This window comes from Streptomyces sp. NPDC020898, from assembly GCF_044333925.1.
In the GTDB taxonomy this organism is placed as follows: Bacteria; Actinomycetota; Actinomycetes; order Streptomycetales; family Streptomycetaceae; genus Streptomyces.
Genome location: NZ_JBIRRV010000006.1, coordinates 477014 through 501056, shown reverse-complemented (window position 1 = coordinate 501056; position 24043 = coordinate 477014). Strand labels below are relative to the sequence as shown.

Genomic DNA, 24043 nt, shown 5'->3' with positions numbered 1-24043 from the left:
GCGATCGATGGAGCGGACATGCCCGTCAGGGGTGTTTCCCGCGTCGGCCGTCCCGGGACGGTCGCGGTCGTGCTCACGACCGTCTGCGCGGCGGTGTGGGGACTGACGGCATGCGGTTCCTCGCCGGAGGCGAACAACAGGGCCGAGCCGACACGCGGGGCCACACCCGCGCCCGAGGTGCGACTACCCCCGCTGCACGCCGGGTTCGACTACCAGATCGGCGGCGCCTACCGCCCGCCGACGGGTGTGCGCATCGTCAGCCGCGACCGTACGGCGGCGCCCGCCCCCGGCCTCTACAACATCTGCTACGTCAACGCCTTTCAGGCACAGCCTGGCGACGAAAGGTCGTGGCCCGCCGATCTGCTGCTGCGGGACGCGAACGGCGAGGCCGTCGTCGACGGCGACTGGGACGAGGCGCTGCTCGACATCGGCACGGCGGCCAAGCGGAAGCGGATCGCGGCGCGGGTGAACGAGTGGATCGACGGCTGCGCCGACAAGGGTTTCGACGCGGTCGAGCCCGACAACTACGACAGCTACACCCGTTCCGACGGCCTCCTCACCGCCGACGACGCCACCGCCTTCATCACCCTTCTCTCCCGGCACGCGCACGCCCGTGGGCTGGCCATCGGCCAGAAGAACACCGTGGAGCTGGCCGGGCTCAGGAAGCGGGCCGGACTGGATTTCGCGGTCGCGGAGGAGTGCGGGGAGTACGACGAGTGCGGGGAGTACGCGGAGGCGTTCGACGACCGGGTCGTCGTGATCGAGTACACCGACACCGGGCTGCGCAAGGCCCGCGCGGGCTTCGGCGACCGGCTGAGCATCGTCCGCAGGGATGTCGACGTGACGACACCCGGCAGTGCCGGGTACGTCCGCAGGACCCGCTGACCGGTCAACCACCCGCGAGACAGCCGGAGTTGAGGACGGAACCGGGACATTGCCCCCCGGTCAGGCAATGCTCCTGCTTGAATGTGAGGGCTTCACAGAAACCGCACATTCAGCCGTCCTCGGCCGCCGACTGCGGTTCTCCTGAAGGGTGTTGGGGTTGACCCTCAAAGGACGTGCGGCGGAGCGGGAGTTACTCGACCAGCTGGTCGCGGACCTCCGCGCGGGACTGAGCCGGGCCGTGCTGCTGCGCGGCGACGCCGGGATCGGGAAGACCGTGCTGCTCGACCGTACGGCCACCGAGGCCGCCGGGCTGCGGGTGCTGCGGATCGCGGGCGTCGAGGCGGAGGCCGGTTTCCCGTTCGCCGCGCTGCACCGGCTGCTCGTACCGTTCCTGGAGGAGCTCAAGGAACCCGGGCCGCTGTCCGCGGTTCAGCGAGAGGCGTTGCGCGTGGCCTGCGGGCTGGCCGACGGGCCGCCCGCCGACGGCTTCCTCGTCGGGCTCGCGACGCTCACCCTCCTCGCGGAGGCGGCGAAGGACCGGCCGGTGCTGGCGCTCGTGGACGACGCCCAGTGGCTCGACGAGGAGTCCCTGGGCGTGCTGGCGTTCGTCGGGCGCCGGGTGCACGCGGAGGGCGTCGGGCTGCTGTTCGCCGCGCGCACCGGGTTCGACGTACCGGCGGGGCTGCCCGTCAACGAAGTCGCCGGGCTGGCCGAGCCGTTCGCGCTGGAGGTGCTGCGCGAGGCAGTCGCCGGGCCGCTGGACGCACGGGTCGCGGCGCGGATCGTGACCGCCACTGCCGGGAACCCCCTGGCACTGGCGGACCTCGGCCAGGAGCTGTCCGCCGGCCAGCTCGCCGGCGGCCTCGCGCTGCCCGAACCGCTGCCGGTGGGCGGGCGGTTGGAGGCGCACTACCTCCAGCGGGTGCAGGCGCTGCCGCCGTCCGCGCAGACCTGGCTGCTGCTCGCCGCCGCCGAACCGGGCGGCGACCTCGGGTACATCACGGGCGCGGCCCTGCGGCTCGGGATCGACGCCGAGGCGTCCGGCCCGGCGGAGGCGGCCCGGCTGGTGGTCCTGCGGACCGCCGTCGCGTTCCGGCACCCGCTGGTGCGTTCCGCGGTGTACGGGGGTGCCACCAGCGTGGCGCGGCGGCGCGCCCATCACGCACTGGCCGAGGCCACCGGCCGTCCCGCCGACAGCGACTGGCGGGCCTGGCACCTGGCCGCCGCCGCGCTCGGTCCGGACGCCGAGGTCGCGGCGGAGGTGGAACGCGCGGCCGACCGGGCGGGCGCCCGGGGCGGGTTCGCGGCCCGCGCCGCCTTCCTCACCCGGGCCGCCGAGCTGACCCCCGCGGACGACGTGCGGGCCGGGCGGCTGCTGGCGGCGGCCGAGGCCGCGCTGCGCGCCGGGGCACCCTTGCAGGCGGAGTCGCTGGTCGACGCGGTGGACATCGGTCTGCTCGACGCGGTGGGCCGGGGCCGGATCCTGCTGGTCCGGGCCTACGCGGTCCTGGCGCTGGGCGACGCGGACTCGTTCTCGCGGGCGCCCGGGCTGTGTCTGCGGGCCGCGCTGCTGCTCGTCGAAGGGGCGCCGGATCTGGCCCGCGAGGCGTTCCTCCAGGCGATCCACGGCATCATCACCGCGGAGCACCTCAACCGGGACACCTCACCGGCCGAGGTCGCCCGGGCCATCGAGATGCTCGTCCCGCGCTCCGGATCCGCCACCGGCGTCGATCTCGTGCTGCGCGCGTTCGCCGTCCTGGCCCTCGACGGCTACGAGAGTGCCGTCCCGCATCTGCGGCGGGCCTGCGCGATGGTGCTGGACCCGCGCACGCCCGACGAGCAGGTACTGCGCGCGTTTCTGCCCACCGTCACCATGTCGATGATCCGGTGGGACGAGCGGACCCAGACCGCGGTCATGCGCCGGGCCGCGGACGTGGCCCGGGCCGCCGGCGCGCTCATCCAGCTGGACAGCGCCCTGTACTGCACGGTGATGTCCGAGACGAACCTCGGCGAGCTGGCCGCCGCCGACGCCCTGCACGCGGAGGGGAACCAGATCCGGGCGGCGATCGGCGCCACCGACGACGTGTGGGCGATCTACCGGCACCCCGAACTCCTGGCCTGGCACGGCGACTCCGAGAACCTCGACGCCATCCTGCGGGGCTCGATGGAGGCGGGGACCTGGCTGGGCGCCGGCGCTGTCCAGTCGATCGCCCGCATCGGGATGACCGTGCTGGCCCTGAGCCGCGGCGACTACGCCACCGCCCGCGACCACTCTCACGCGCTGGTCGATCACGACGCGTACGGCATCCACTCCCGTCTCCTCCCTCACCTCGTCGAGGCGGCCGTACGCTGCGGCGACCGTGTCCTCGCCACGGCCACCCTTCAGACGCTCACCTCCCGGGCGACGGCCGCCGACACCCCGTGGGGGCTGGGGGTGCTGGCCCGCTGCCGGGCCCTGCTCGCTCCGGCGGACGAGGCCGAACCTCTCTACACCGAGGCGATCGATCTGCTGTCCGGCACCAGGGCCCGGTCCGACCTGGCGGTCGCCCACCTCCACTACGGCGAGTGGCTGCGCAGACGGAAGCGACGCAGGGACGCCCGCGAGCAACTCCGTACGGCAGTGGGGCTGTTCGACGCGATGGGCGCCACGGGCTTCTCCGCGCGCGCCGCCCAGGAACTGGCCGCCACCGGCGAACACCCCCGGCGCGGGCCGGCCGGGACGGCGAACGCGCTCACCCCGCAGGAGCTCACCGTCGCCCGCCTCGCGAAGGGCGGCGCGACCAACGCGGAGATCGCCGCCCAACTGTTCATCAGCGCGAGCACCGTCGACTACCACCTGCGGAAGATCTTCCGGAAGCTCGACGTGACGTCCCGGCGGCAGCTCGCCCAGGCCCCCGGGCTCTGATCCGGGGCCGGTCCCGGGTCACGACTACGCGCTCCACGGGATACGGAGCCCGCCGCGCCCGACGAGGCTCAGGGGGTCGGACAAGTCCCGCAGACGGGAGCACACCCCCATGCCATACGTCACCGCAGCGGACGGCGCGGAGATCTTCTACAAGGACTGGGGCCAGGGCCGCCCGGTCGTCCTGTGCCACGGCTGGCCGCTGAACTCGGACAGCTGGGAGGCCCAGCAGCTGTTCCTGGCCACCCACGGCTTCCGCGTCCTCGCGCACGACCGGCGCGGCCACGGCCGTTCCTCGCAGACCTGGCACGGCAACGAGATGAACACCTACGCCGACGACCTGGCCACCCTCATCGACACCCTCGACCTGCGGGACGTGACCCTCGTCGGCTTCTCCACCGGCGGCGGCGAGGTCGCCCGCTATGTGGGCCGGCACGGCACCGGGCGCGTCGCCCAGCTCGCGCTCGTGTCCGCCGTACCGCCGTTCATGCTGAAGACGGACGACAACCCGGGCGGGGTGCCGGGCGAGGTGTTCCACGCGATCCGGGCCGGTTCACTCGCCGACCGCTCGCAGCTGTACCGGGATCTGGCCGACGGGCCCTTCTTCGGCCACAACCGGCCCGGCGGACACGTCTCGCAGGGCATCCGGGACGCGTTCTGGCGGCAGAGCCTCCAGGCCGGGCACCGCAACGCCTACGAATGCGTCGCCGCCTTCTCCGCCACCGACTTCCGCGCCGACCTGGACGCCTTCGACGTGCCCACGCTCGTCGTGCACGGCGACGACGACCAGGTCGTGCCGATCGACGTCGGCGGCAGGGCGTCGGCGGCCCGCATCAAGTCGGCGACGCTCACGGTCTATGCGGGCGCGCCGCACGGCATCACGGACACGCACAAGGACCAACTGAGCGCCGATCTCCTCGACTTCCTCAACTCCTGACCCTTGGAAGGTATTTCGTGAGCATGCGCCTCAACCGCACCCTGGGCACGGTCCTCGCGAGCTGTGCCCTGGTCGTCGGCCTGACCGGCGCCGTCGCACACTCCTCCCCCGCACCCTCCTCGGCGGAGAGGACCGCCCCCAAGCCGACCGTCGTGCTCGTCCACGGTGTGTTCGCGGACGCGTCCGGCTGGAACTCCACCATCAAGTCGCTCCAGGACCTGGGCTATCCGGTGATCGCCCCGGCCAACCCGCTGCGCGATCTCGCGGGCGACTCGGCATACGTCTCCAGTGTCGTCAGGACCATCCCCGGCCCGGTGATCCTGGTCGGCCACTCGTACGGCGGCGAGGTCGTCACCAACGCCGCGCGCGGCAACGCCAACGTCAAGGCGCTGGTGTACGTGGCCGCGTTCGCGCCGGACCAGGGCGAGAGCGCGTTGCAGCTCGCCGAGAAGTTCCCCGGCAGCCAGTTGCCGGGCGCGCTGGTGGGCCGCCCGTACCCGGTCCCCGGCGGCGAGGACGGCATCGACGGCTACATCGACCCGGCGAAGTTCCACGACGTGTTCGCGCAGGACCTGCCGCACAACACCACCAGGCTGATGGCGGCGACCCAACGGCCGGGCAGCGTGGGCGGGTTGGGCGCCCCGAGCGGCGCTCCGGCCTGGAAGACCCTGCCGTCCTGGTACGTCATCCCGACCGCTGACCACGTCATCCCGCCGGCGGTGCAGCGCTTCATGGCCGAGCGGGCCAACAGCAAGGTCGTCGAGGCCAAGGGTGCCTCGCACGTCGTGATGATGTCCCGCACGGAGAGCGTCGTCCGCCAGATCCAGGCCGCCTACCGTGCCACCCGCTGAGGAGCACCGATGAGCACTCCCGACACCATCGTCCTGATCCACGGCTTCTGGGTCACGCCCCGCAGCTGGGAGCAGTGGATCGCCCACTACGAGAAGCGCGGCTACCGCGTCCTCGCGCCCGCCTACCCCGGCTTCGAGGTGGAGGTCGAGGCGCTCAACGCGGACCCGACGCCGATCGAGCAGGTCACGGTCCCGCAGATCGTCGAGAGCCTGGAGGCGGTCGTCCGCTCCCTGGACAAGCCGCCGATCCTCATCGGCCACTCCGCGGGCGGCGTCTTCGTGCAACTGCTGCTCGACCGGGGCCACGGCGCGGCGGGCGTGGCGGTCAACTCCGCGCCGACGGAGGGGGTCGCGGTGCTGCCGCTGACCCAGGTCAAGGCGGCCTTCCCGGTGCTGAAGAACCCGGCCAACCGGCACCGGGCGGTCGGCCTGACCTTCGAGCAGTGGCACTACGCGTTCACCAACACCTTTCCCGAGGAGGAGTCCAGGAGGCTGTACGAGCGCTACGCGGTCCCGGCGTCCGGCAGCATCTTCTTCGACAGCGCGCTGGCGACGCTGCGCCCGGGCCACCAGAGCACGTACGTCGACTACCACAACGACGACCGTGCGCCGCTGCTGTTCGTCGCGGGCGAGCTGGACCATCTGATGCCGCCCAAGGTGCAGCAGTCCAACGCCAAGCACTACAAGTCGAAGACGGTCACGGAGATCAAGGAGTACGCGGGTCGGCCGCATCTGCTGCCGGCCGCCCCGGGCTGGGAGGAGATCGCGGACGAGGCCCTGGAGTGGGCGGTCCGGCACGCGCGGTAGGACGCCGAGAGCCCGGGGCGTCCGGTCACCGGCCGCCCCGGGCATCCGAACCCCGGAGGGAACCCCGTATGACCGAGGCCCGCGTCACCCACATCGGCGGCCCGACCACGCTGATCGAGGCGGGCGGCTGGCGGCTGCTCACGGACCCGACGTTCGACCCGCCCGGCCGCCGCTACTCCTTCGGCTGGGGCACCTCGTCCGTGAAGACCTCGGGACCGGCCCTGGAAGCCGCCGAACTCCCTCCCCTGGACGCCGTGTTGCTCACCCATGACCACCACGGCGACAACCTCGACACGAAGGGCCGGGCCCTGTTGCCCAGGGTGGACGTCGTCCTGACGACACCGTCCGGGGCGCGCAGGCTCGGCGGCAACGCGCACGGCCTCGCCCCCTGGACGACGTACCGTCTGACGGCCGCGGGCCGCCCGGCGATCGAGGTCACGGCGACCCCGGCACGGCACGGACCGCCCCTCTCCCACCCGGTCGTCGGCGAGGTGACGGGCTTCGCCCTCCGCTGGGAGGGGCAGCGGCACGGCGTGCTGTGGATCTCCGGGGACACCGTCCTGTACGACGGTGTACGCGAGGTCGCCCACCGGCTGACCGTCGGTACAGCGCTCCTCCACCTGGGTGGTGTCCGTTTCCCGCTGACCGGTCCCCTGCGCTACACGATGACGGCGGCCCAAGCGGTGTCCCTGTGCGGCGAGTTGAGGCCCCGGACCGCGCTGCCCGTCCACTACGAGGGCTGGCGGCACTTCCAGGAGGGCCGCCGGTCGATCGAGGCGGAACTGGCCAAGGCACCGGCCGGCATCCGGGAACGGTTCCGCTGGCTGCCGATGGGAGCCCCGCTGGACCTCACCGTGTGACGACCAAGGTCCAGCGCCGGCTCACGCGTCCGGTGCGAAGGCACGGGCGACGGCGAGGCTGTCCTCGTACACGTGGTGGCGTACGACCAGGCCGTCCCGCACGGTCAGATGGAGGGCGAACCGGGCGCGGTAGGGGCGCCCGGTGGCTCGGGCCGTCTGCCGGATCTCGCCCAGGATCACCGCGTCGTCGCCGTCGACCAGGATGCGTTCGATCTCGGTGGCGGCCTCGCCGGGGACGTGGTGGGCGCCCAGGTCCCGGTAGTGGGCAGCGGCGTCGGCGCGGGTGGCGCGGTGCCGGATCCAGGGCGTGGAGGCGCGGCCGTGCTCGTCCTCCGGCCAGTTCAGCCGCCAGTCGGACTCCTCCGCGTACAGTTCCGCGATCCGCTCCGGGTCGCCCTCGCCGATCCGGGTCAGCAGGTCGTTCACGACGGTGGTCGTTGCGGATGTCATGGGTCGGCCTCTCCCTGTCGCTTTCGGGGTGCGCTGCGTCGGTCCGACTGTGGCCGAGTACTCCGGACGGGGCGATTACTTCGCGGGTAAGGCGATTCCGTACGCGCCCCGGATGAATAAACCCGGCCCGGGTGTCCACCCTCTTAAGGGACAGTCACACGCGACGAGACGACGGGACGTGAGCCATGCCTCTTGAGGGCGAGTACGAAGCCAGTCCGACCCAGTGGGTGCGGGAGCAGGTGGAGCTGTACGAGAGCTCCGGCGGCACCAAGGGAACGACCCTGATGGACACCGGTATGCCAGTGATCCTGCTGACTACCCGAGGTGCCCGCAGCGGCAAGATCCGCAGGACACCGCTGATGCGGGTGGAGCACGACGGCGTGTACGCGGTGGTCGCCTCGCTGGGCGGCGCCCCCAAGCACCCGGTCTGGTACTACAACGTCATCGCCGATCCGCACGTCGACCTCCAGGACGGGCCGGTGCGCCAGGACTTCGTCGCCCGTGAGGTGACCGGCAAGGAGAAGGCCACGTGGTGGGAGCGGGCGGTCGCCGCGTATCCCCCGTACGCCGACTACCAGAAGAAGACCGACCGCGAGATCCCCGTGTTCGTCCTCGATCCGGCCGACGGGAACTGATCCTCACCGGGGAAAAGAAAATCTGGTTCGGGGAGGCATGAAGCCTCCGCCCCCGGGCACCCGAGCGTCAGGCCCCGCCGCGCTCCCCCGTCGCGGCGGGGCTCTTCGCTGCCTCCTTCGCGTCCGCGTCGGTCACATCGAGGAAGATCTCGCCGCTCTCGGGGACCGAGCGGGCGAGGGCCCGCTTGATGCGTACGGCGACCTCCTCGACCCGCTCGCTGTCGAGGCCGGGCACGAGGTCGATCCGGACGGCCACCAGCGTGGAGTCGATCCCCATCTTCATGGTGAACACCGCTTCCACACTGTCGATCTCGGGCTGCGCCGTCAGCAGGGCGTGGACCCTGCGGCGCAGCTCCGGATCGGCGGCCTCGCCGACGAGCTGGGCGCGTGCGTCCGCGCCCAGCCAGTAGGCGACGCAGACGAGCAGCGCCCCGATGGCGAGCGAGGCGGACGCCTCCCACACGACCTGCCCGGTGGCCATGTGCAGCGCCATGCCCGCGAGGGCGAGCGTCACCCCGAGGACGGCGGTGCCGTCCTCGGCGATCACCGTCCGCAGGGCCGGGTCGCGCAGAGCGCCGGTACGGCCCTTGCCGCCGGCGCTTTCGCCGCGCGCCTGGTGGAGGGCCCGCAGCAGCGAGGCTCCCTCCGCGAGCAGCGCGATGCCGAGGACGGCCAGGCCCGCCACATAGCCGTCGAAGGACTCCTCCGTGCCGCCCCTGAGGGCCTCGATGCCCTGGTAGAAGGAGAAGCAACCGCCCATGACGAAGATGCCGACGGCCGCGAGCAGCGACCAGAAGAACCGTTCCTTGCCGTAGCCGAAGGGGTGCCGGTGGTCCGCGGGTCGGCGGCTGCGGCGCAGCGCGGCGAGCAGGAAGACCTCGTTGAAGCTGTCGGCCACGGAGTGCGCGGCCTCGGAGAGGAGGGCGGGCGACCCGGTGACCAGTCCGCCCGCGGCCTTGGCGACGGCGATCAGCAGGTTGGCGCCCAGCGCCACCAGCACGGTGAGGCGCGTCCGCCGGTCCGGGGACGCCATCAATGCTGCTTGGGCGCCGTCGGCGGGGTCAGACGGAGGGTGAAGGAGTGGCCGGCCGGGTCGGCGTATCCGCGCTCCTCGTGCGGCGCGCCGGCGTCGTTCGTCTCCAGCGGACGTCCGCCGAGCGCGACCACCTCGCGCTCCGCCGCGTCGAGGTCGGTCACCCGGAAGTCGAGGTGGGCCTGGAAGGAGTTCTCGGGCCGCGGCCAGCTCGGCGGCGTGATGTTGACGTCGCGGCGGAACGCCATCCGGATCCCCTCGGCGCCCCTGATCTCGACGCGGTTGGCGGTCGCGTCGGTCTCCTCGGCGTCCAGCAGCCCCTTGTAGAAGGCGGCGAGCATCTCGGGCTCCGCGCAGTCCAGCACCACGACGCCTGCTGTCACCAAGGTCATGCTTCCTCCGTACGGGGTCCGGGGCGGCGCCGTTCGCCGCTGCCCTGTACGGCCGGGTACCCCGCCCGCCGAAATCACACGGGCGGTGCGCCGCCGGACACGGTGAGCTGCGCGAGCCTGGTCGCCGCCGCAGTCAGGAAGAGGTCGAGCGCCGCCGGGTAGGAGCTGCGGCGGAAGGCGCCGCCTGACTACAGCCCGAGGCGCAGGGTCACCGACTGCGGCGCGAAGCCGTTGCGTTCGTAGAAACGTATCGCGTCCGTGTTGGCCGCATACGCGGTCACCTCGGCGTGCTCGGCACCCTGCTCGCCCGCCCACCGGACGAACGCCTCCACCAGCCGCGCCCCGGCCCTCGAACTCCGGCGGGCAGGGCGGACGTACACGCTGATCAGCGTGGCGGTCTTCACCGGCCGAACGGCCGTGGGCTCGGCGAGCGAGCCCATCAGGTGGCCGACCACCTCGCCGGCGTACTCCACGGCCAGCACCAGGCGCGCCGGATCCTCCAGTGCCGCCGCGAACGACGCGGCGGCATGCGCACGCGGCCAGTCGGCGTCGATGCTCGGATCACGGGTGCCGGCGTCCTCGGCGAACAGGCCGGTACTGGAGGCGACGAGTCCCGGAATGTCGTCGGCGCGGGCGGGGCGGACAGTGGCTGTCAGGTCATGGGTCGTGGATGCGGTCATGTTCGGGACGCTAACGGCAGGGTCTGACAACCCGGCCGACTTACTGGACACCTGTCCATGTATGCTGACCACCTGTCCATGATGGACACCTGTCCAAAAGTCTGATGTACCTGACATAGGAGTTTGCCGAGCATGGAGACGGTCGCGAACGTGCTGGTCGGTCTGGTGGCCGCGCTGCACGTGTACATCCTGGTGATGGAGATGTTCCTGTGGCAGCGCGAGCAGGGGCGCAAGTTCCACGGGTTCGACGCGGAGATGGCCCGCGCGACCGCCGCGATGGCCGCCAACCAGGGGCTCTACAACGGGTTTCTCGCGGCGGGCCTGGTCTGGGGACTGATCGCCGCCGACCCGACCGGGTTCAGGGCGCAGGTCTTCTTCCTCGCCTGCGTGATCGTGGCGGGCGTGTACGGGGCCGTGACCGCCAACCGGCGCATCCTGTTCGCCCAGGCACTGCCCGGCGCCCTGGCCCTGGCCGCCGTCCTCGTCGCGCGGTGATGCGCGGCGCGCCCGAGGACCCGCGGGCCGCCCGCACCCGGGCGAGGCTGCGCGAGGCCCTCCTGGAGGAGTGCGCCGAGCACCCGCTGGCGGAGGTCGGCGTCGCCGCGCTGGTGCGCCGGGCGGGGGTCGGCCGGGCCACCTTCTACGTCCACTATCCCGACCTGGAGGCGCTGGCCGTCGACGCCTGCGCCGATGTCGTACGGGAGGCCGTGGACGCCCTGCACGCCTGGCGCGGCCGGCCCGACCCGGTGGTCGCCCCGGCCGCGCTCGTGGAGTTCTTCGCGACCCTCGTCCCGCACACGGCGCTGTACCGGACGCTGCTGAGCCCGGGCGGCGGGGGTCCACTGGGCCAGGTACTGCACCGGGACCTGCGCGCACGCAGCCTCAGGGAGCGCCAACTCGCGGGCGCGGCGGACGCGCCCCTGGTCGCCTCGGCGGTGGCGGCCACCTTCGCGGGTGTCCTGGCGGACTGGCTGCACGGCCGGATCGAGGCCACGTCGGAGGAGATCGCCCACCAGTCCTGGCAGTTGCTGGTGGCGCTGCACCGCAGCAGGTAGCGCCGCCGGTTGTGCGGGGGTGGGGTGGGTTCAGTTGTGTCTGCGGGTCTGTGGGGGCTGGTCGCGCAGTTCCCCGCGCCCCTATCGGGCGCGGGTGCGCGCCCCCGAAATCTTCGGCTAGCCGAAGGTGAGTACCGGCTTGATTGTCTTGCCGGCGCTCATGTCGCGTACGGCCTGGTCGATGTCGGCGAAGGGGTAGGTGCTGATCAGGCGGTGCAGGGGGAGGCGGCCGTCCTTGACCAGTTCGACCAGGGCCGGGATGAAGGTCTGGGTCTCGGCGTCGCCGAGGGTGAGGCCGACGATGCGCTTGCCGCCGAGCATCCCGTTGACGTCCAGGGCGACTTCGGTGCCGAAGGGCGGGGCGCCGACCACGACGAGGGTGCCCCGCTGGGCGAGGGCGTCGACGCCCTGGCGGAGTACCGCGACGTTGCCGGTGGTCTCCACGACACCGTCGGCGCCCTGGCCGCCCGTGATCTTCGCGACGGCCTCGCCGAGGTCGGCCTCGCCCGCGGTGATCGTATGGGTGGCGCCCAACTCCTTGGCCAGGGACAGGCGTTCGCCGACCCGGTCGACGGCGATGATCGTGGTCGCCGGGGTCAGTGCGGCGGCCATGACCGCGGAGAGGCCCACGGCTCCGGCGCCGAGGACGAGGACCGTGCTGCCCATGCCCGGCTTCAGGACGTTCCAGACGGCCCCGACACCCGTCTGGACGCCGCAGCCCAGCGGGGCGATGGACTCCAGCGGTACGTCCGGGTCGACCTTGACCAGACTGCGCTGGTCGACCAACGCGCGCTCGGCGAAGGACGACTGGCCGAAGAAGTGGCCGCCGAGCTCCGTGCCGTCGCGGCTGATCGTGGCGGTGCCGTCGGCCCGCCGGCCCCCGAGGAGGTTCAGCGGCAACCAGGCGACGCAGTACGCGGGGTGTCCGTCACGGCAGTTGCGGCAGCCGCCGCAGGAGGTGAAGGACAGGACGACATGGTCGCCGGGCTCGATGCCGGTGACGGCCGAGCCGACCGCCTCGACGACGCCCGCGCCCTCGTGCCCCAGAACTCCGGGGAGCGGGAAGGGCAGTCCGCCGCTCGCCACGCCGAGGTCCGTGTGACACAGGCCTGTCGCGACCAGGCGTACGAGGGCCTCGGTGGGCGCGGGGTCGGCCAGTTGTACGTCGGAGAGGGTGAAGGGGGCGCCGCCGGACTCGACGACCGCGGCGCGGGTGGTGATGGACATCGTGAACTCCCTTGATGAGCTGACGCGTTGACGAATCGACTGGCGCGCTCAGTCGAGCGAGACGACGACGGACTTGACCTTGGTGTAGGCGGCGAGGGCCTCGGGCCCGTACTCGCGGCCGAAGCCGGAGTCCTTGACGCCGCCGAAGGGGATCGCGGGGTCGAGCATCGCCCAGTCGTTGATCCAGACGATGCCCGCCTGGAGCCGGTCGGCGACCCGGTGGGCACGGGCCAGGTTGGTGGTCTGGACGCCCGAAGCCAGGCCGTACGGCGTGGAGTTGGCGAGCTGGACCGCCTCGTCCTCGGAATCGAAGGGCTGGACGGTCAGGACCGGACCGAAGATCTCCTCCTGGACGACCCGGGAGTCGTTGGCCAGGTCGGCGATCACCGTGGGCTTGTAGTAGTAGCCGCCGTCCAGGTCGAGCCGCTCGCCGCCGCAGACGATCCGGGCGCCTTCCTTGCGGGCCAGCGCCACGTACTCCTCGACCTTGCGCAGGTGCTTCTCCCCCGCCATCGGACCGACCACGGTCTCGGGCAGGCGCGGGTCGCCGACCGGCACCCCGGGCACCGCGTCGGCGAGGATGCCGATCAGGGTCTCGTACACCGGGCGCGCGACCAGCAGTCGCGGGCCGCCCATGCAGAACTGGCCGGTGTTGAAGACGAAGCCCTTGATGACCGCGCCGACCGCCTTCTCGACGTCGGCGTCCTCGAAGACGATGTGCGCCGCGTTGCCGCCCAGCTCCATCGTGACCGGCTTGAGCGCCTCGCCCGCGGCGCTCGCCACGTGGCGACCGATCGCGGTGGAGCCGGTGAACGCGATCTTGTCGACGCCTGGGTGCCGCAGCAGCGCCTCGCCGGCCACCGGGCCGGTGCCGGTGACGACGTTGACGACGCCGTCCGGGACACCCGCCTCCTGGAGCAGCTTGGCCATGTAGAGGGCGCTGAGCGGGGTCTCGTCGGCGGGCTTGTGCACCACCGTGTTGCCGGCGGCCAGCGCCGGGCCCAGCTTCGAGCCGGCCAGGATCAGCGGGAAGTTGAAGGGGGTGATCGCGGCGACGACGCCGATGGCCTCGCGCTTGGTGTAGGCAAGGGCGTTGTGGGCCGTCTCGCGGGTCGCGCCGTCCAGGGAGAAGGCGAGGGCGGCGAAGTACTCGTAGTCGTTGGCCGCGTTGGTCACGTCGACGGCGTGGCACAGGCTGATCGGCTTGCCCACGTCGAGGCTCTCCAGCCTCGCGATCTCGTCCGCGTTCTCCCGGATGAGCTGGGCGACGCGGTTCAGTATCCGGCCGCGCTCGCGTCCGGTCGTCGCGGCCCACGGGCCGCTGTCGAAGGCCTCCCGCGCGGCGCGTACGGCCGCGTCCACGTCGGTCGCGGACGCTTCCGCGACGGTCGTGAGGACCGTGCCCCTGGACGGGTCGACCACCTCGGTACGTGCTCCGTCCGCCGCCTCGCGCCACTGTCCTCCGATGAACAGTCGCCCGGGTTCGATCTCGAAGGTGGTCATCACCACTCCTCAGCCTCATTGCCAAAGATTTCAATCAACAGGATTCCTGTTGGTCCGCAGTCTGATTACAGACAGGTTTCCTGTCAATGCTCTAGTCTGAATCCATGGTCAGCACCAAGGCACCCCCCTCACTGCTCTACATGGTCAAGCAGGTGGAGCTCGTTGTGCGCTCCCATCTGGACGACCTGGTCAGACCGGCCGGTATCACTGCACTCCAGTACACCGCGCTGACCGTCCTGGAGCGACACGACGGCCTCTCCGCGGCCCAGCTCGCCCGCGACTCGTTCGTCACCGCGCAGTCCATCGCCGACCTCGTACGGTCCCTGGAGAACCGCGGGCTCGTGCGCCGGGAGCGGAATCCGCGCAATCGCAGGGAGCTGCTGATCCTGCTGACCGACTCCGGCCGCGAGCTCCTCGACCACGTCGCCGAGCCCGTCCGGGAGCTGGAGGAGCGCATGATCCGCGACCTCACGTCACACCAGTCAGACCAGTTCCGCCAGGCACTGTCCAAAGCCTGGCACGCGCTGTCGTAGTCCCGCCACGCACATCACATGAAGACATGCGCGGGACACGCATTGATTTCGAAGACATATGTCAATCGAACATGCTCAAATTCACTCCAACGAGGGTAACTTGCAGGGCGGGGACTTCAGTTGCGCTCACCTGAGGCCCGGCAGCACGTCTAGGCTCACCGCACGACGTCACCCGGACCTTGGTGACCGGCGAGCCCCGCCACCACAGCAGCCGGTTGGAGGCGATGTCGTAGTGCAGCAGGATCCTGCACCACCCACCCGGCATCTGAGTGTCCGCGAGGACCGTGGCCACACAGTCCTCGCGTTCCACGGCGAGATCGACATCGCCGCTGCCGTCGAGATCATCCCGCACCTGGACGCGGCGACCGGCCGCCCGGAGGCCCGGGTCGTGATCGACCTGACGGACGTCGAGTTCTTCGACTGCTCAGGTCTGCGCCTGCTGTACCGCGCCCGGCACCGGCTGCTCGCCCACGACGGCAGCCTCCTTCTGGTCTGCACGCATCCGCTCACGCTGCGCGTCCTCAAGGTCACCGGACTGGCCCGGGTGCTGCCCCCGGCGGCGTCACTGGACGCGGCCCTGGACCAGCCCGAGACCGCGTCCGGCACGTTATGACCCCACCGGCCACCGCATACGGAACATCTGCTTCAGGATCTTCGTGACCTGACCCGCGCCCACCGTCCGGCCGCCCTCCCGGATGGCGAACTTCAGGCCCTCCTCCATGCCGATCGGCTGGACCAACCGCACATGCATGGTGGTGTTGTCGCCCGGCATGACCATCTCGGTGCCCTTCGGCACTTCCTGTCTATTCGCTCCAGGTCGCGCCGAACAGGGCGGGCGCTGACGGAGTTGACGCCGACACGGTCGTATGATCACCCCGGTTCCTCCGGACTTCATGCACCTGACCGCTGCTGACCTCTGTTCGCCGTCACCGGTCGGCAGGTCCGACAGACGGCGGGCCCTCGCCTTTGCCTCCGGCGAATGTCCCGATCCGTCAACAGAGCGGTCTGGCAGGGCATTTGGTGGGCATTCGGTTCAGTACGTAGGAAGAAGGAGGTCCGTCGTCATGACGACGTCCATCAAGGCCGTGCGACGCCTGCCCGTCTGGGCGAAGGTGCTGAGTGCCGTGGTGCTGGTGTTCGTGCTGCTGCTGGCCGGGCTCCGGCTCGCGGTTCTGCCGGGGCTGGGGGACATCTTCGGCGAGGAGACGCACGACCGTTCGGGTCCCGCGCTCCTCGAATCCATCCAGGACATGAGCCGTTACGACGCGGCGTCCGGCAACTTCCAGGTCGTCGTGGACCTGGAGAAGGACACCAAGTACCTGCCCGACGCGATCAAGGGCACCCGCGTGCTCTATGTCGGGGCGGGCACCGTCGAGGCCTATGTCGATCTCGGCAAGGTCGCGAAGAACAACGTGACGGTCAACGAGGACCGCACGTCCGCGACGCTCCGGCTGCCGCACGCGGCACTCGGAAAGCCCGCGCTGGACCCCGACCGTTCCTACGCCGTCTCCAAGCAGCGCGGGATCTTCGACCGGATCACCGACTTGTTCTCCGACAACCCGAACAACGAACAGGCCGTCCAGCAGACGGCTGTCCGGCACATCGGCGACGCGGCGAAGGAGAGCGGCCTGACCGCGCGCGCAGAGGAGAACACCACCGACATGCTGCGGGGCCTGCTCGGCTCCCTCGGCTTCACGGAGGTGACCGTCACGTACGGCACGTGAGAGAGTCCGTGCTGCCCGGGTCCCGGGATCCGGGCAGCACGGAGCGGAATCTCCCGGCTCGATCGGGGGTAACTGCCATGCCACGGGGATCAGTTGAAGACCGGAGGACCTTGATGGCCCGATCAGCTCCGCGCTCTCTCGCCGCGCTGCGTCTGCGTGCCGCGAAAGCCGCGAGCAAGCCGCCCGAGACCCCACCGAAGTCCGCACCCAAGTCCCCGCCCAAGTCCTCCTCGAAAGCTTCGAAGGCCTCGAAGAACCCGAAGGCCTCGAAGATTCCCAAGGCCCCGCCGAAGGCATCCCCCGCACCTCCCGAGAAGACCTCGCCGAAGCGCCGCCCGTTCGCCTTCCTGGCCCGGCTGCTGACGGTGCTGTGCGCCTTCCTGTTCATGGTGGCGTTCGCCGTGATCCTGGCCCGGCTCACCCTTGAGCCGTCCCCGGCGTCAGCGGCGCTGACCCACACCAACCTCCGCCCGGGCCGCTCGCTGCGCGCCTACCTGGACCAGCCGGAAATGCGGGACGCCATCCGGCAGATCGGCGGAAACCTGCTGCTCGGCGTGCCCTTCGGCATCCTGGTGCCCGTCATCGCACCCCGGGCGCGGGGAGTGCTGCGGGTACTGTTCCTGACCGCCACCGTCATGCTCATGGTCGAACTGGCCCAGGGCACGCTGATCAACGGGCGCGCCTTCGACATCGACGACGTCATCCTCAACACCACGGGCGCGCTGATCGGTTACCTGTTCCTCGGCCGACGGCTGAGCCGCGCGGTGCACGTACGCGAGCGACGGCCGTAGCCCACCGGCCGGCCGGTCCGCCGGGGACCGGCTACCTCCTCGTCCAGGTGAGCTTGTCGCCGCCGACCCAGCGGATCACGTCCGGATCGTCGAGATCGTGGACCGTGATCCCGGCCGCGGCGGCAACCATCAGGACATCGGTGAGCACCCTCGCCGCCCCGGCCACCTCACCGTCGATCGACACGATGCGGAACGGCGGCACGCCCGGCTGCACCCCGAGCACCATGATCCGCGGGTGGGAGATGTAAGGGCTCGCACTTTCGGTCATACCTAGAGCGTAGAGCGAATCCGGCCATCATGTACCGGCCACCGGACCGCTCCGGAACAGTCATCTCCGTCCCCCGTGGTGCGGGCCCGCCGAGCCCGCGCGACGCTGGAGACGGAGGTGACCATGGCCATGGATCCCGGCGAGGCGCTGGACCGGATCGCCTTCCTGCTGGAGCGCTCCCTGGCCCCCACCTATCGCGTACGTGCGTTCCGTACCGCGATCGACGTGCTGGCGGCGCTGCCCCCGGACGAGGTGAGACAGCGGGCCACCGACAGGACCCTGGAGTCCCTCAAGGGCATCGGCCCGAAGACCGCCCAGGTGGTGCGGGAGGCGCTGGCCGGGGAGGTGCCCGGCTACCTGGAGAAGCTGGAGCGCGAGCAAGGTGCGGCCTCGCCAGCGCAGGGCGGGGAGCAGCTGCGGGCGCTGCTGCGCGGGGACTGCCATCTGCACTCCGACTGGTCCGACGGCGGCAGCCCGATCGAGGAGATGGGCCGCACGGCGGCGCGGCTCGGACACGAGTGGGCGGTGCTCACCGACCACTCCCCGCGCCTCACGGTGGCCCGGGGCCTGTCCCCCGAGCGGCTGCGCGAGCAGCTGGCGGTGATCGAGGAACTCAACGCGGCCTGGGCGCCGTTCCGGCTGCTCACCGGCATCGAGTGCGACATCCTCGACGACGGCTCCCTGGACCAGGAGCCGGACCTCCTGGACCTGCTGGACGTCGTCGTGGTGTCCGTGCACTCCAAGCTGCGCATGGACGCGCGCTCGATGACCCGCCGGATGGTGGCCGCCGTACGCGATCCGCACTCGGACGTGCTCGGGCACTGCACGGGGCGGCTGCTCGTCGGGCGGGAGCCCCGGGGCGGGGGTGGCGGGCGGGGCGAGCGGGGTGGGGGTCGCGCGCGGCCGGAGTCGGAGTTCGACGCGGAGGCGGTGTTCGCCGCCTGCGCCGAGACGGGCACGGCCGTGGAGATCAACAGCCGTCCGGAGCGGCTCGACCCGCCGCGCCGGCTGCTGCGGCAGGCCGTGGCGGCGGGCACGCTGTTCTCGATCGACACCGACGCGCACGCGCCCGGCCAGCTGGCCTGGCAGATCCTCGGCTGCGCCCGCGCCGAGGAGTGCGGTGTACCGGCCGAGCGGGTGGTCACCACCTGGCCGGTGGACGACCTGCTGGCCTGGACACGGGAGCGCGAGCTGCCGCCCGGTCTCGGGGTCGGTGGGGGCGGGGCTTGACTTCGAGCGCGCTCCAGTTCGTAGCGTGCCGTACATGACCACCGCACAGCACAAGACCGGCTCGGGCTTCGACGCCCGGAGCACCGCCGACGACGTCCTCGCGGGCATCGACCTCTCCGGAAAGCTCGCGCTCGTCACGGGCGGCTACTCGGGCCTCGGCCTGGAGACCACCCGCGCGCTCACCAAAGCGGGCGCGCGGGTCGTCGTGCCCGCCCGCCGTCCGGAGCACGCACGGGAGGCGCTGGCCGGCATCGAGGGCGCCGAGGTGGACGCCCTCGACCTCGGCGACCTGGACAGCGTGCGCGCCTTCGCCGACCGCTTCCTCGCCTCCGGCCGCACCCTCGACCTGGTGATCGACAACGCCGGGATCATGGCCTGCCCCGAGACACGGGTCGGCCCCGGGTGGGAGGCCCAGTTCGCGACGAACCACCTCGGCCACTTCGCCCTCGTCAACCGGCTGTGGCCGGCCATCGAGCCGGGCGGCGCCCGCGTCGTCTCCGTCTCCTCCCGCGGCCACCACTTCTCCGGCATCCGCTGGGACGACGTCAACTGGCAGCGCGGGTACGACAAGTGGGAGGCGTACGGCCAGGCGAAGACAGCGAACGTCCTGTTCGCCGTCCACCTGGACAGGCTCGGCCAGGACTCGGGCGTACGCGCCTTCTCCCTGCACCCCGGCGCCATCTTCACCCCGCTCCAGCGCCACATCCCCATCGCCGAGCAGATCGAGCGCGGGTGGCGGGACGCCGAGGGCAACGCGCTGGACCTGGAGGGCTTCAAGACGCCCGAGCAGGGTGCGGCCACCCAGGTGTGGGCCGCGACCTCCCCGCAGCTGGCCGGCATGGGCGGCGTCTACTGCGAGGACTGCGACGTCGCGGAGCCGGCCGCTCCGGGCGACGAGCGCAGTGGTGTACGGGACTATGCAATCGATGCCGGGCAGGCGGCGCGGCTCTGGGAACTGTCGGGGCGGCTCACGGGGGTCGATGTGTTCGCGGCGTAGCGCCCCGCGGGAAGGGCGGTTCTTTGGCTGCGGGCCCGGTGGGGGCTGGTCGCGCAGTTCCCCGCGCCCCTTTCGGGGCGCTGTCACGCGCCCGATTTCACCGCGAGCACGGTCTTGCGTCGAGTTCGCTGGGGCCGTACAGCGCCGCAGGAGCTCCTGTCGTCAGGGCCCAATAGCGGTCGCCGTACGACCAGTGCCACCACTCTGTGGGGTAGTTGACGAGGCCGGCCTCGGTCAGTGCCTTGCTCAGGATCTCGCGGTGGGTGCGGGCCTCGGGGCCGATGTTGTGCGCGTGGGTGTAGCAGGCGCCCTCGCTGTCCTCGGGGTTGGCGTTCATGGCGGTACCCAGGTCGAGTTCGCGGCCGTCGGCGTCGGCGAGGGTCAGGTCGACGGCGGCACCCGCGCTGTGCGGGGCGATCTCGGGCGGGGAGACGTAGCGGCTGGCGGCGGCGCGGAGCCGGTCCTCGGGCCAGTCCGGGTGCTGGGCGCTCAGTTCGGCGGAGTACTTCTCGAAGTACCGGCGTTGCAGGGCGGGCGGCCGGTACCCCTCGACGAACAGCAGCCGCATCCCGTCGGGGAGCAGCGTCTGTGCTGCGAGCAGCCGGTCGAGGACGCCCTGCCGCAGGTGGAACTGAGCGCCACCGGAGGCCCGTTGCTGGCGGTCGTCGGTGAGCAGGGTGCCACGCACCTCCACGAGCCGGTCTCCGCACTCCTCGACGGGTACGGCGGCCACCTTCGGGTCGGACATCAGGATGATCTCGCTCATGACACGATGATCTCCCCTCGCCGGACCGGACAAGGTCCCCTAGGGGCGGTGCGCGGGCGGAAGATCTTCCAGCGCGGCCACGAGCGCGGGACCGACCACCTTCCGCACCCAGCCCTCGCGCTCCTCCCCCACCGCCCGTGGGACCGTCTCCGCGAGCATGATCAGGTACAGGTACACGCGGTACAGAGCGAGCCGGCGGCCGGCCGCCTCGTCGAACTCGGCCTGCCCTCCCGCCTTCTGATAGCCCGTCAGAAACGCGTCGTCGCCCCTGATGTCCCCCAGCAGAGCCAGCGACACGAAGTCGGCCACCGGATCGCCCCAGAGCATGCGCTCACCGTCGATGAGGCCGCCGATGCGGGGCGTCCGAGTCGAGCGGTCCACCAGGATGTTCCCGTCCCAGAGGTCGAAGTGGACCAGCCGGGGAACGGTGACCTCGTCGAGGACGTCGTAGGCCGCCCGGGCGGTACGGGCCACCTCGTCCGCCGGAACCGGCAGCCATGCCTCGTAGCGAAGGGCGTCGTCGAGCACGGCGTCGAGCATCGCCGAGAAGGCCGTACGCCAGTCGGGAGCGAGGGGGCCCAGGGCGCCGGAGGGGTAGCCGAAGCCGGGGCCGGTGACCTGGTGCAGGCGTGCCACCAGGCCGCCCAGCTCACCCCTCAGCAGCGCCCGCTCGGCACCGGTCACCGAGTCGTCCCACGGGTCGCCGGGGCACGCCGTCATCAGCAGGTGACCGTCCCCGACGACCACGACACTCGGCGCCGGTACGCCGACCGTGCCGGCGTGCCGGTAGAACTCCGCCTCGGAAACGAGCAGTCGGCCCTCGTAACGCAGCCCGGGGACCGTGTCCGGCGGCGGGACCTTCAGGACGTACCGGCTCCCGTCGACCAGCCGAAGCTCCTCGACGACGTTGTACGTTCCGCCGGTGAGCGGACGGCAGCCGGCGAGGCCGTCCGGTGACAGCCCTGCCGATGCGAGGACCTCCCTGGCCCGCTCCCACGAATCGGTCACCCGTCTGCCCCTTCCCGGGCTGATCCAGCCCCGTCCGGCCTCGTCCGGCCGCGTACACGTCCTCGGCACAACGCCCGGCGTGCGGTCCCGGTACAGGGTACGGAACGCGTCCCGTACCCCCGGGGCCATTTTCGAGCCCCCGCGCAGACATGCACGCGCCGAACTGGTCGCCCGCGCCTACGCGTTCGGTGTGCCCGTCCGGGACTCCGGGGAGCAGGCGGTGCCCGCGCCCTCCGGGGCGCCGAACCGGGCGAGGCAGTGCCACACCTTTTTCAGGGCCTGGAGTTCATGACGGCCAGTGCGGGCCGCGTCGCCGATGATCCGTGGGTCGAGCCGGCCGTTCTCGGCGATCCGGGCGCCGAGTTCGACGCACTCCGGTCCCCGGTAGTCGGCGTGGCGGCGCAACTCCCGTACGGAGAGCCGGTATCCGGGGTGCCATTCGAGCGGTACGGGCAGGGCGCGGGCCGCGTCCTCCACCGGGGTTCCGCGATAGCTCGCGTCGAGGACCAGCGCCTCGATGTCCCGGGCGAGTGCTACGGGGCCGTGCACCTGGGCCTCGATGTAGTCGTCGAGCGCGTCCCGGTCGTCCGCCTCGGCGAGGGCGACGAGGGACATGCCGGCGGCCACCCCGAAGTGGGTGGGTTCGGCCGCGCTGTCCGGGTAGCAGAACGTGGCCCGTGCGAGGGCGGCGCCGGTCAGCCGTAAGTGCGAGGAGCCGAACCTCGGGGCGGCGCCGACGACTTGGCGGCGGAAGTTCAACGCGCCGTACACCGGGCGCTGGTGGGCGGGCGCGCTGTCGTAGGCCCCCGCGAACATCCGGCTCTCCCAGCGCCAGCGGTCGCCGCCGGGGTGGGCGGTGAGCCCGCCGTTGCTGGTACCGGTGACGAACTGCGAGCAGTAGGCGCCGTCCTGGGCCAGCGCCTTCAGCAGAGGCAGATCACCGGCTCTCCGGTCGGGGTGGAAGTTCAGGGTCACCCGGAGGCCGGCGGCGAGGGCCGGGCCGGCGGAGAGGCCGGCGACGTGGATGAGGGCCTTGGTGTGGGGGGAACGAAGGCCGCCCCTGAGGTCTTCCGCCATGCGAACCAGGAGATCACCGGGCGGGCTCGGAGATCCACAACTTATTGGCCAACAAGCCCCCTCCCTCGGGGAAACATCCCTGATCACGTGAGGAATACCTCCCTCCGCGGCTCACCCGGTTCCGGACTTCCGTGAGTACGCTCGGGGCGCCTGTGGGAAGGGGGCGTGCGCGCGCATGCGAGTGGTACCTGGTGAGTGGACGGCGTCCGTCGTCCGGTTCGTGCGACGGCACCGCGAGCCCGTGGTCGTCCAGACGCTGCGGTCGGCGGCCGCCGCGACGATCGCGTACGTCGTCGCGCTCCGCGTCAGTCCGGAGGCCGCGCCGCTCACCGCTCCGCTGACCGCGCTGCTGGTCGTCCAGGTGACCCTCTACGCGACGATCACCACTGGCATACGCCGGGTGAACTCGGTGGTCGCCGGGGTCGTCATCGCGATCGGCTTCAGTGTGCTGGTGGGGCTGACCTGGTGGAGCCTGGCGCTGCTCATCCTCGCCTCGCTGGTGGTGGGCCATCTGGTGCGGGTCAGCGAGTTCGTGCCCGAGGTGGCGATCAGCGCGATGCTGGTGCTGGGGGTCACCCGGGTCGGCGACACCGCGTGGGCGCGGGTCCTGGAGACCGTGATCGGCGCGGTCGTCGGGCTCGCGTTCAACCTGCTGTTCGCGCCCCCGGTGTGGGTGGTCGCGGCCGGTGAGTCCATCGAGGGTCTGGCCCGCCGGGTACGGCAGTTGATGCTGCGCATGGGTGAGGAGGCCGCGGGCCGCACTCCCGTGGACCACGCGACCGCGCGGCTGCACGAGGCGCGCCGGCTCGACCACGACATCGTCGAGGTGGACGCGGCGCTGAAGCAGGCCGAGGACAGTCTGCGTCTCAATCCGCGTGTCCGGGAGGGCCTGTTGCACCGGGTGGTGCTGCGTACCGGCCTGGACACCCTGGAGATCTGCACGGTCGTCCTGCGTGTCCTCGCCCGCAGCCTGACCGACCTGGCGAAGGAACGGGACCCGGAGCCGCTGTTCGCCCCGGAGACGGGGGCCGCGCTGGAGCGGCTGCTGTCCGAGATCGCCGACGCCGTGGTCAGTTTCGCGGTCCTGGTCACCACCGACGTCAGTGTCAGCGCCGAGTCGGCGGAGGCCCGGCTCACCACCGAACTGCGGGCCGCGACGGCCACCCGCGACAAGCTGGCGCAGCTGCTCCTGGCGGAGATCCAGCAGGACGCGGCGCAGTGGCAGCTGCACGGGGCCGTCCTGACCGAGGTCAACCGCATCCTCGACGAGCTGGACACCGAGCACCGTTCACGGCGGCTGCTGGAGGAGCTGGACCGCTGCAGCCGGGAGGAGCGCGAGCTGATGCCCCGGCTGACCCGGCTGCGGAAGTACGTGCGGGGGGCCGGCAGGAACCGCAGGGCGGTCTCACGTCGTTCTATGTGACGAAGTCAC

General features: G+C 71.6%; 26 protein-coding genes and 1 pseudogene. 16 read left to right on the top strand and 11 right to left on the bottom strand.

The genetic code is table 11. The annotated features are described in order from the left end of the window. Positions 1-18 precede the first annotated feature (18 nt). From ACH4TV_RS22145 to ACH4TV_RS22120, 6 genes are all read left to right on the top strand, one after another. Complete coding sequence (locus ACH4TV_RS22145; protein ID WP_398400579.1) at positions 19-885, top strand: endo alpha-1,4 polygalactosaminidase; 867 nt, start codon at positions 19-21, stop codon at positions 883-885. A gap of 148 nt (positions 886-1033) precedes the next feature. Beyond that, a complete protein-coding gene (locus ACH4TV_RS22140; RefSeq protein WP_398400577.1) occupies positions 1034-3790 on the top strand; it encodes an AAA family ATPase in 2757 nt (918 codons plus the stop codon). A 109-nt stretch (positions 3791-3899) separates the two neighbouring features. After that, entirely contained in the window at positions 3900-4724 is an 825-nt protein-coding gene (locus tag ACH4TV_RS22135; RefSeq protein ID WP_398400575.1) for an alpha/beta fold hydrolase, read from the top strand. Between the two features lie 23 nt (positions 4725-4747). After that, complete coding sequence (locus ACH4TV_RS22130) at positions 4748-5575, top strand: alpha/beta fold hydrolase (protein ID WP_398400747.1); 828 nt, start codon at positions 4748-4750, stop codon at positions 5573-5575. Between the two features lie 9 nt (positions 5576-5584). Beyond that, positions 5585-6382: an alpha/beta hydrolase gene (locus ACH4TV_RS22125; RefSeq protein ID WP_398400574.1), complete on the top strand. Its 798-nt coding sequence runs from the start codon at positions 5585-5587 to the stop codon at positions 6380-6382. Between the two features lie 68 nt (positions 6383-6450). Continuing rightward, entirely contained in the window at positions 6451-7242 is a 792-nt protein-coding gene (locus ACH4TV_RS22120; protein WP_398400572.1) for an MBL fold metallo-hydrolase, read from the top strand. Positions 7243-7263: 21 nt separating this feature from the next. On the opposite strand, the gene ACH4TV_RS22115 is transcribed toward ACH4TV_RS22120, so the two are convergent. Next, complete coding sequence (locus tag ACH4TV_RS22115; protein WP_398400570.1) at positions 7264-7692, bottom strand: nuclear transport factor 2 family protein; 429 nt, start codon at positions 7690-7692, stop codon at positions 7264-7266. A gap of 185 nt (positions 7693-7877) precedes the next feature. On the opposite strand from ACH4TV_RS22115, the gene ACH4TV_RS22110 reads away from it, so the two are divergent. Further along, positions 7878-8327: a nitroreductase family deazaflavin-dependent oxidoreductase gene (locus tag ACH4TV_RS22110; protein WP_398400568.1), complete on the top strand. Its 450-nt coding sequence runs from the start codon at positions 7878-7880 to the stop codon at positions 8325-8327. A gap of 67 nt (positions 8328-8394) precedes the next feature. Here the strand turns inward: ACH4TV_RS22110 and ACH4TV_RS22105 are convergent, their stop codons facing one another. From ACH4TV_RS22105 to ACH4TV_RS22095, 3 genes are all read right to left on the bottom strand, one after another. Then, the gene (locus tag ACH4TV_RS22105; RefSeq protein ID WP_398400566.1) at positions 8395-9360 is read right to left on the bottom strand and encodes a cation diffusion facilitator family transporter; all 966 of its coding nucleotides are present in this window, start codon (positions 9358-9360) and stop codon (positions 8395-8397) included. Continuing rightward, positions 9360-9752 carry a VOC family protein gene (locus ACH4TV_RS22100; protein ID WP_398400564.1) on the bottom strand — a complete coding sequence of 131 codons (393 nt, stop codon included), beginning with the start codon at positions 9750-9752 and terminating at the stop codon, positions 9360-9362. The genes ACH4TV_RS22105 and ACH4TV_RS22100 overlap by 1 nt, the downstream gene beginning before the upstream one ends. 188 nt (positions 9753-9940) lie before the next feature. Then, positions 9941-10432, bottom strand: a complete 492-nt coding sequence (locus ACH4TV_RS22095) for a GNAT family N-acetyltransferase (protein WP_398400562.1) — start codon at positions 10430-10432, stop codon at positions 9941-9943. A 132-nt stretch (positions 10433-10564) separates the two neighbouring features. Here ACH4TV_RS22095 and ACH4TV_RS22090 point away from each other — a divergent pair, with 132 nt between their 5' ends. Further along, complete coding sequence (locus ACH4TV_RS22090) at positions 10565-10927, top strand: DUF1304 domain-containing protein (RefSeq protein ID WP_398400560.1); 363 nt, start codon at positions 10565-10567, stop codon at positions 10925-10927. Then, positions 10924-11487 (top strand): TetR/AcrR family transcriptional regulator, encoded by a 564-nt coding sequence (locus tag ACH4TV_RS22085; RefSeq protein ID WP_398400558.1) that lies wholly within the window; start codon positions 10924-10926, stop codon positions 11485-11487. The genes ACH4TV_RS22090 and ACH4TV_RS22085 overlap by 4 nt, the downstream gene beginning before the upstream one ends. A 117-nt stretch (positions 11488-11604) precedes the next feature. Here the strand turns inward: ACH4TV_RS22085 and ACH4TV_RS22080 are convergent, their stop codons facing one another. Both ACH4TV_RS22080 and ACH4TV_RS22075 read right to left on the bottom strand, forming a co-directional pair. Continuing rightward, complete coding sequence (locus ACH4TV_RS22080; RefSeq protein WP_398400556.1) at positions 11605-12714, bottom strand: NAD(P)-dependent alcohol dehydrogenase; 1110 nt, start codon at positions 12712-12714, stop codon at positions 11605-11607. A 48-nt stretch (positions 12715-12762) separates the two neighbouring features. Further along, entirely contained in the window at positions 12763-14217 is a 1455-nt protein-coding gene (locus ACH4TV_RS22075) for an aldehyde dehydrogenase family protein (protein ID WP_398400554.1), read from the bottom strand. Between the two features lie 104 nt (positions 14218-14321). On the opposite strand from ACH4TV_RS22075, the gene ACH4TV_RS22070 reads away from it, so the two are divergent. Together ACH4TV_RS22070 and ACH4TV_RS22065 are read left to right on the top strand one after the other, a co-directional pair. Continuing rightward, on the top strand, positions 14322-14750 hold the full coding sequence (locus tag ACH4TV_RS22070) for a MarR family winged helix-turn-helix transcriptional regulator (protein WP_398400552.1): 429 nt from the start codon (positions 14322-14324) through the stop codon (positions 14748-14750). A 232-nt stretch (positions 14751-14982) separates the two neighbouring features. Further along, positions 14983-15363, top strand: a complete 381-nt coding sequence (locus tag ACH4TV_RS22065) for an anti-sigma factor antagonist (protein ID WP_398400550.1) — start codon at positions 14983-14985, stop codon at positions 15361-15363. On the opposite strand, the pseudogene ACH4TV_RS22060 reads toward ACH4TV_RS22065, so the two are convergent. Beyond that, positions 15358-15546: pseudogene (locus ACH4TV_RS22060) on the bottom strand (hypothetical protein); the annotation flags it as partial. The gene ACH4TV_RS22065 and the pseudogene ACH4TV_RS22060 sit on opposite strands and share 6 nt — an antisense overlap. Positions 15547-15814: 268 nt before the next feature. On the opposite strand from ACH4TV_RS22060, the gene ACH4TV_RS22055 reads away from it, so the two are divergent. Then, a complete protein-coding gene (locus ACH4TV_RS22055) occupies positions 15815-16474 on the top strand; it encodes a DUF4230 domain-containing protein (protein WP_398400548.1) in 660 nt (219 codons plus the stop codon). A 113-nt stretch (positions 16475-16587) separates the two neighbouring features. Further along, on the top strand, positions 16588-17265 hold the full coding sequence (locus ACH4TV_RS22050; protein ID WP_398400546.1) for a VanZ family protein: 678 nt from the start codon (positions 16588-16590) through the stop codon (positions 17263-17265). A gap of 31 nt (positions 17266-17296) precedes the next feature. Here ACH4TV_RS22050 and ACH4TV_RS22045 read toward each other — a convergent pair whose 3' ends face one another. Then, positions 17297-17533, bottom strand: a complete 237-nt coding sequence (locus tag ACH4TV_RS22045) for a hypothetical protein (protein ID WP_398400544.1) — start codon at positions 17531-17533, stop codon at positions 17297-17299. A gap of 129 nt (positions 17534-17662) precedes the next feature. Between ACH4TV_RS22045 and ACH4TV_RS22040 the strand changes: the two genes are divergently transcribed. After that, positions 17663-18763 carry a PHP domain-containing protein gene (locus ACH4TV_RS22040; protein WP_398400745.1) on the top strand — a complete coding sequence of 367 codons (1101 nt, stop codon included), beginning with the start codon at positions 17663-17665 and terminating at the stop codon, positions 18761-18763. Positions 18764-18797: 34 nt separating this feature from the next. Continuing rightward, on the top strand, positions 18798-19760 hold the full coding sequence (locus tag ACH4TV_RS22035) for an SDR family NAD(P)-dependent oxidoreductase (protein ID WP_398400542.1): 963 nt from the start codon (positions 18798-18800) through the stop codon (positions 19758-19760). 97 nt (positions 19761-19857) lie between these two features. On the opposite strand, the gene ACH4TV_RS22030 is transcribed toward ACH4TV_RS22035, so the two are convergent. The 3 genes from ACH4TV_RS22030 to ACH4TV_RS22020 all read right to left on the bottom strand — a co-directional run bounded on the left by ACH4TV_RS22030 (position 19858) and on the right by ACH4TV_RS22020 (position 22611). Next, positions 19858-20526 (bottom strand): M15 family metallopeptidase, encoded by a 669-nt coding sequence (locus tag ACH4TV_RS22030; protein WP_398400540.1) that lies wholly within the window; start codon positions 20524-20526, stop codon positions 19858-19860. Between the two features lie 39 nt (positions 20527-20565). Next, positions 20566-21534: a phosphotransferase family protein gene (locus ACH4TV_RS22025; protein WP_398400538.1), complete on the bottom strand. Its 969-nt coding sequence runs from the start codon at positions 21532-21534 to the stop codon at positions 20566-20568. A 177-nt stretch (positions 21535-21711) separates the two neighbouring features. Then, a complete protein-coding gene (locus ACH4TV_RS22020) occupies positions 21712-22611 on the bottom strand; it encodes a DUF3626 domain-containing protein (RefSeq protein WP_398400536.1) in 900 nt (299 codons plus the stop codon). A 175-nt stretch (positions 22612-22786) separates the two neighbouring features. Between ACH4TV_RS22020 and ACH4TV_RS22015 the strand changes: the two genes are divergently transcribed. Next, on the top strand, positions 22787-24034 hold the full coding sequence (locus ACH4TV_RS22015; protein WP_398400534.1) for an aromatic acid exporter family protein: 1248 nt from the start codon (positions 22787-22789) through the stop codon (positions 24032-24034). Positions 24035-24043: the final 9 nt, after the last annotated feature.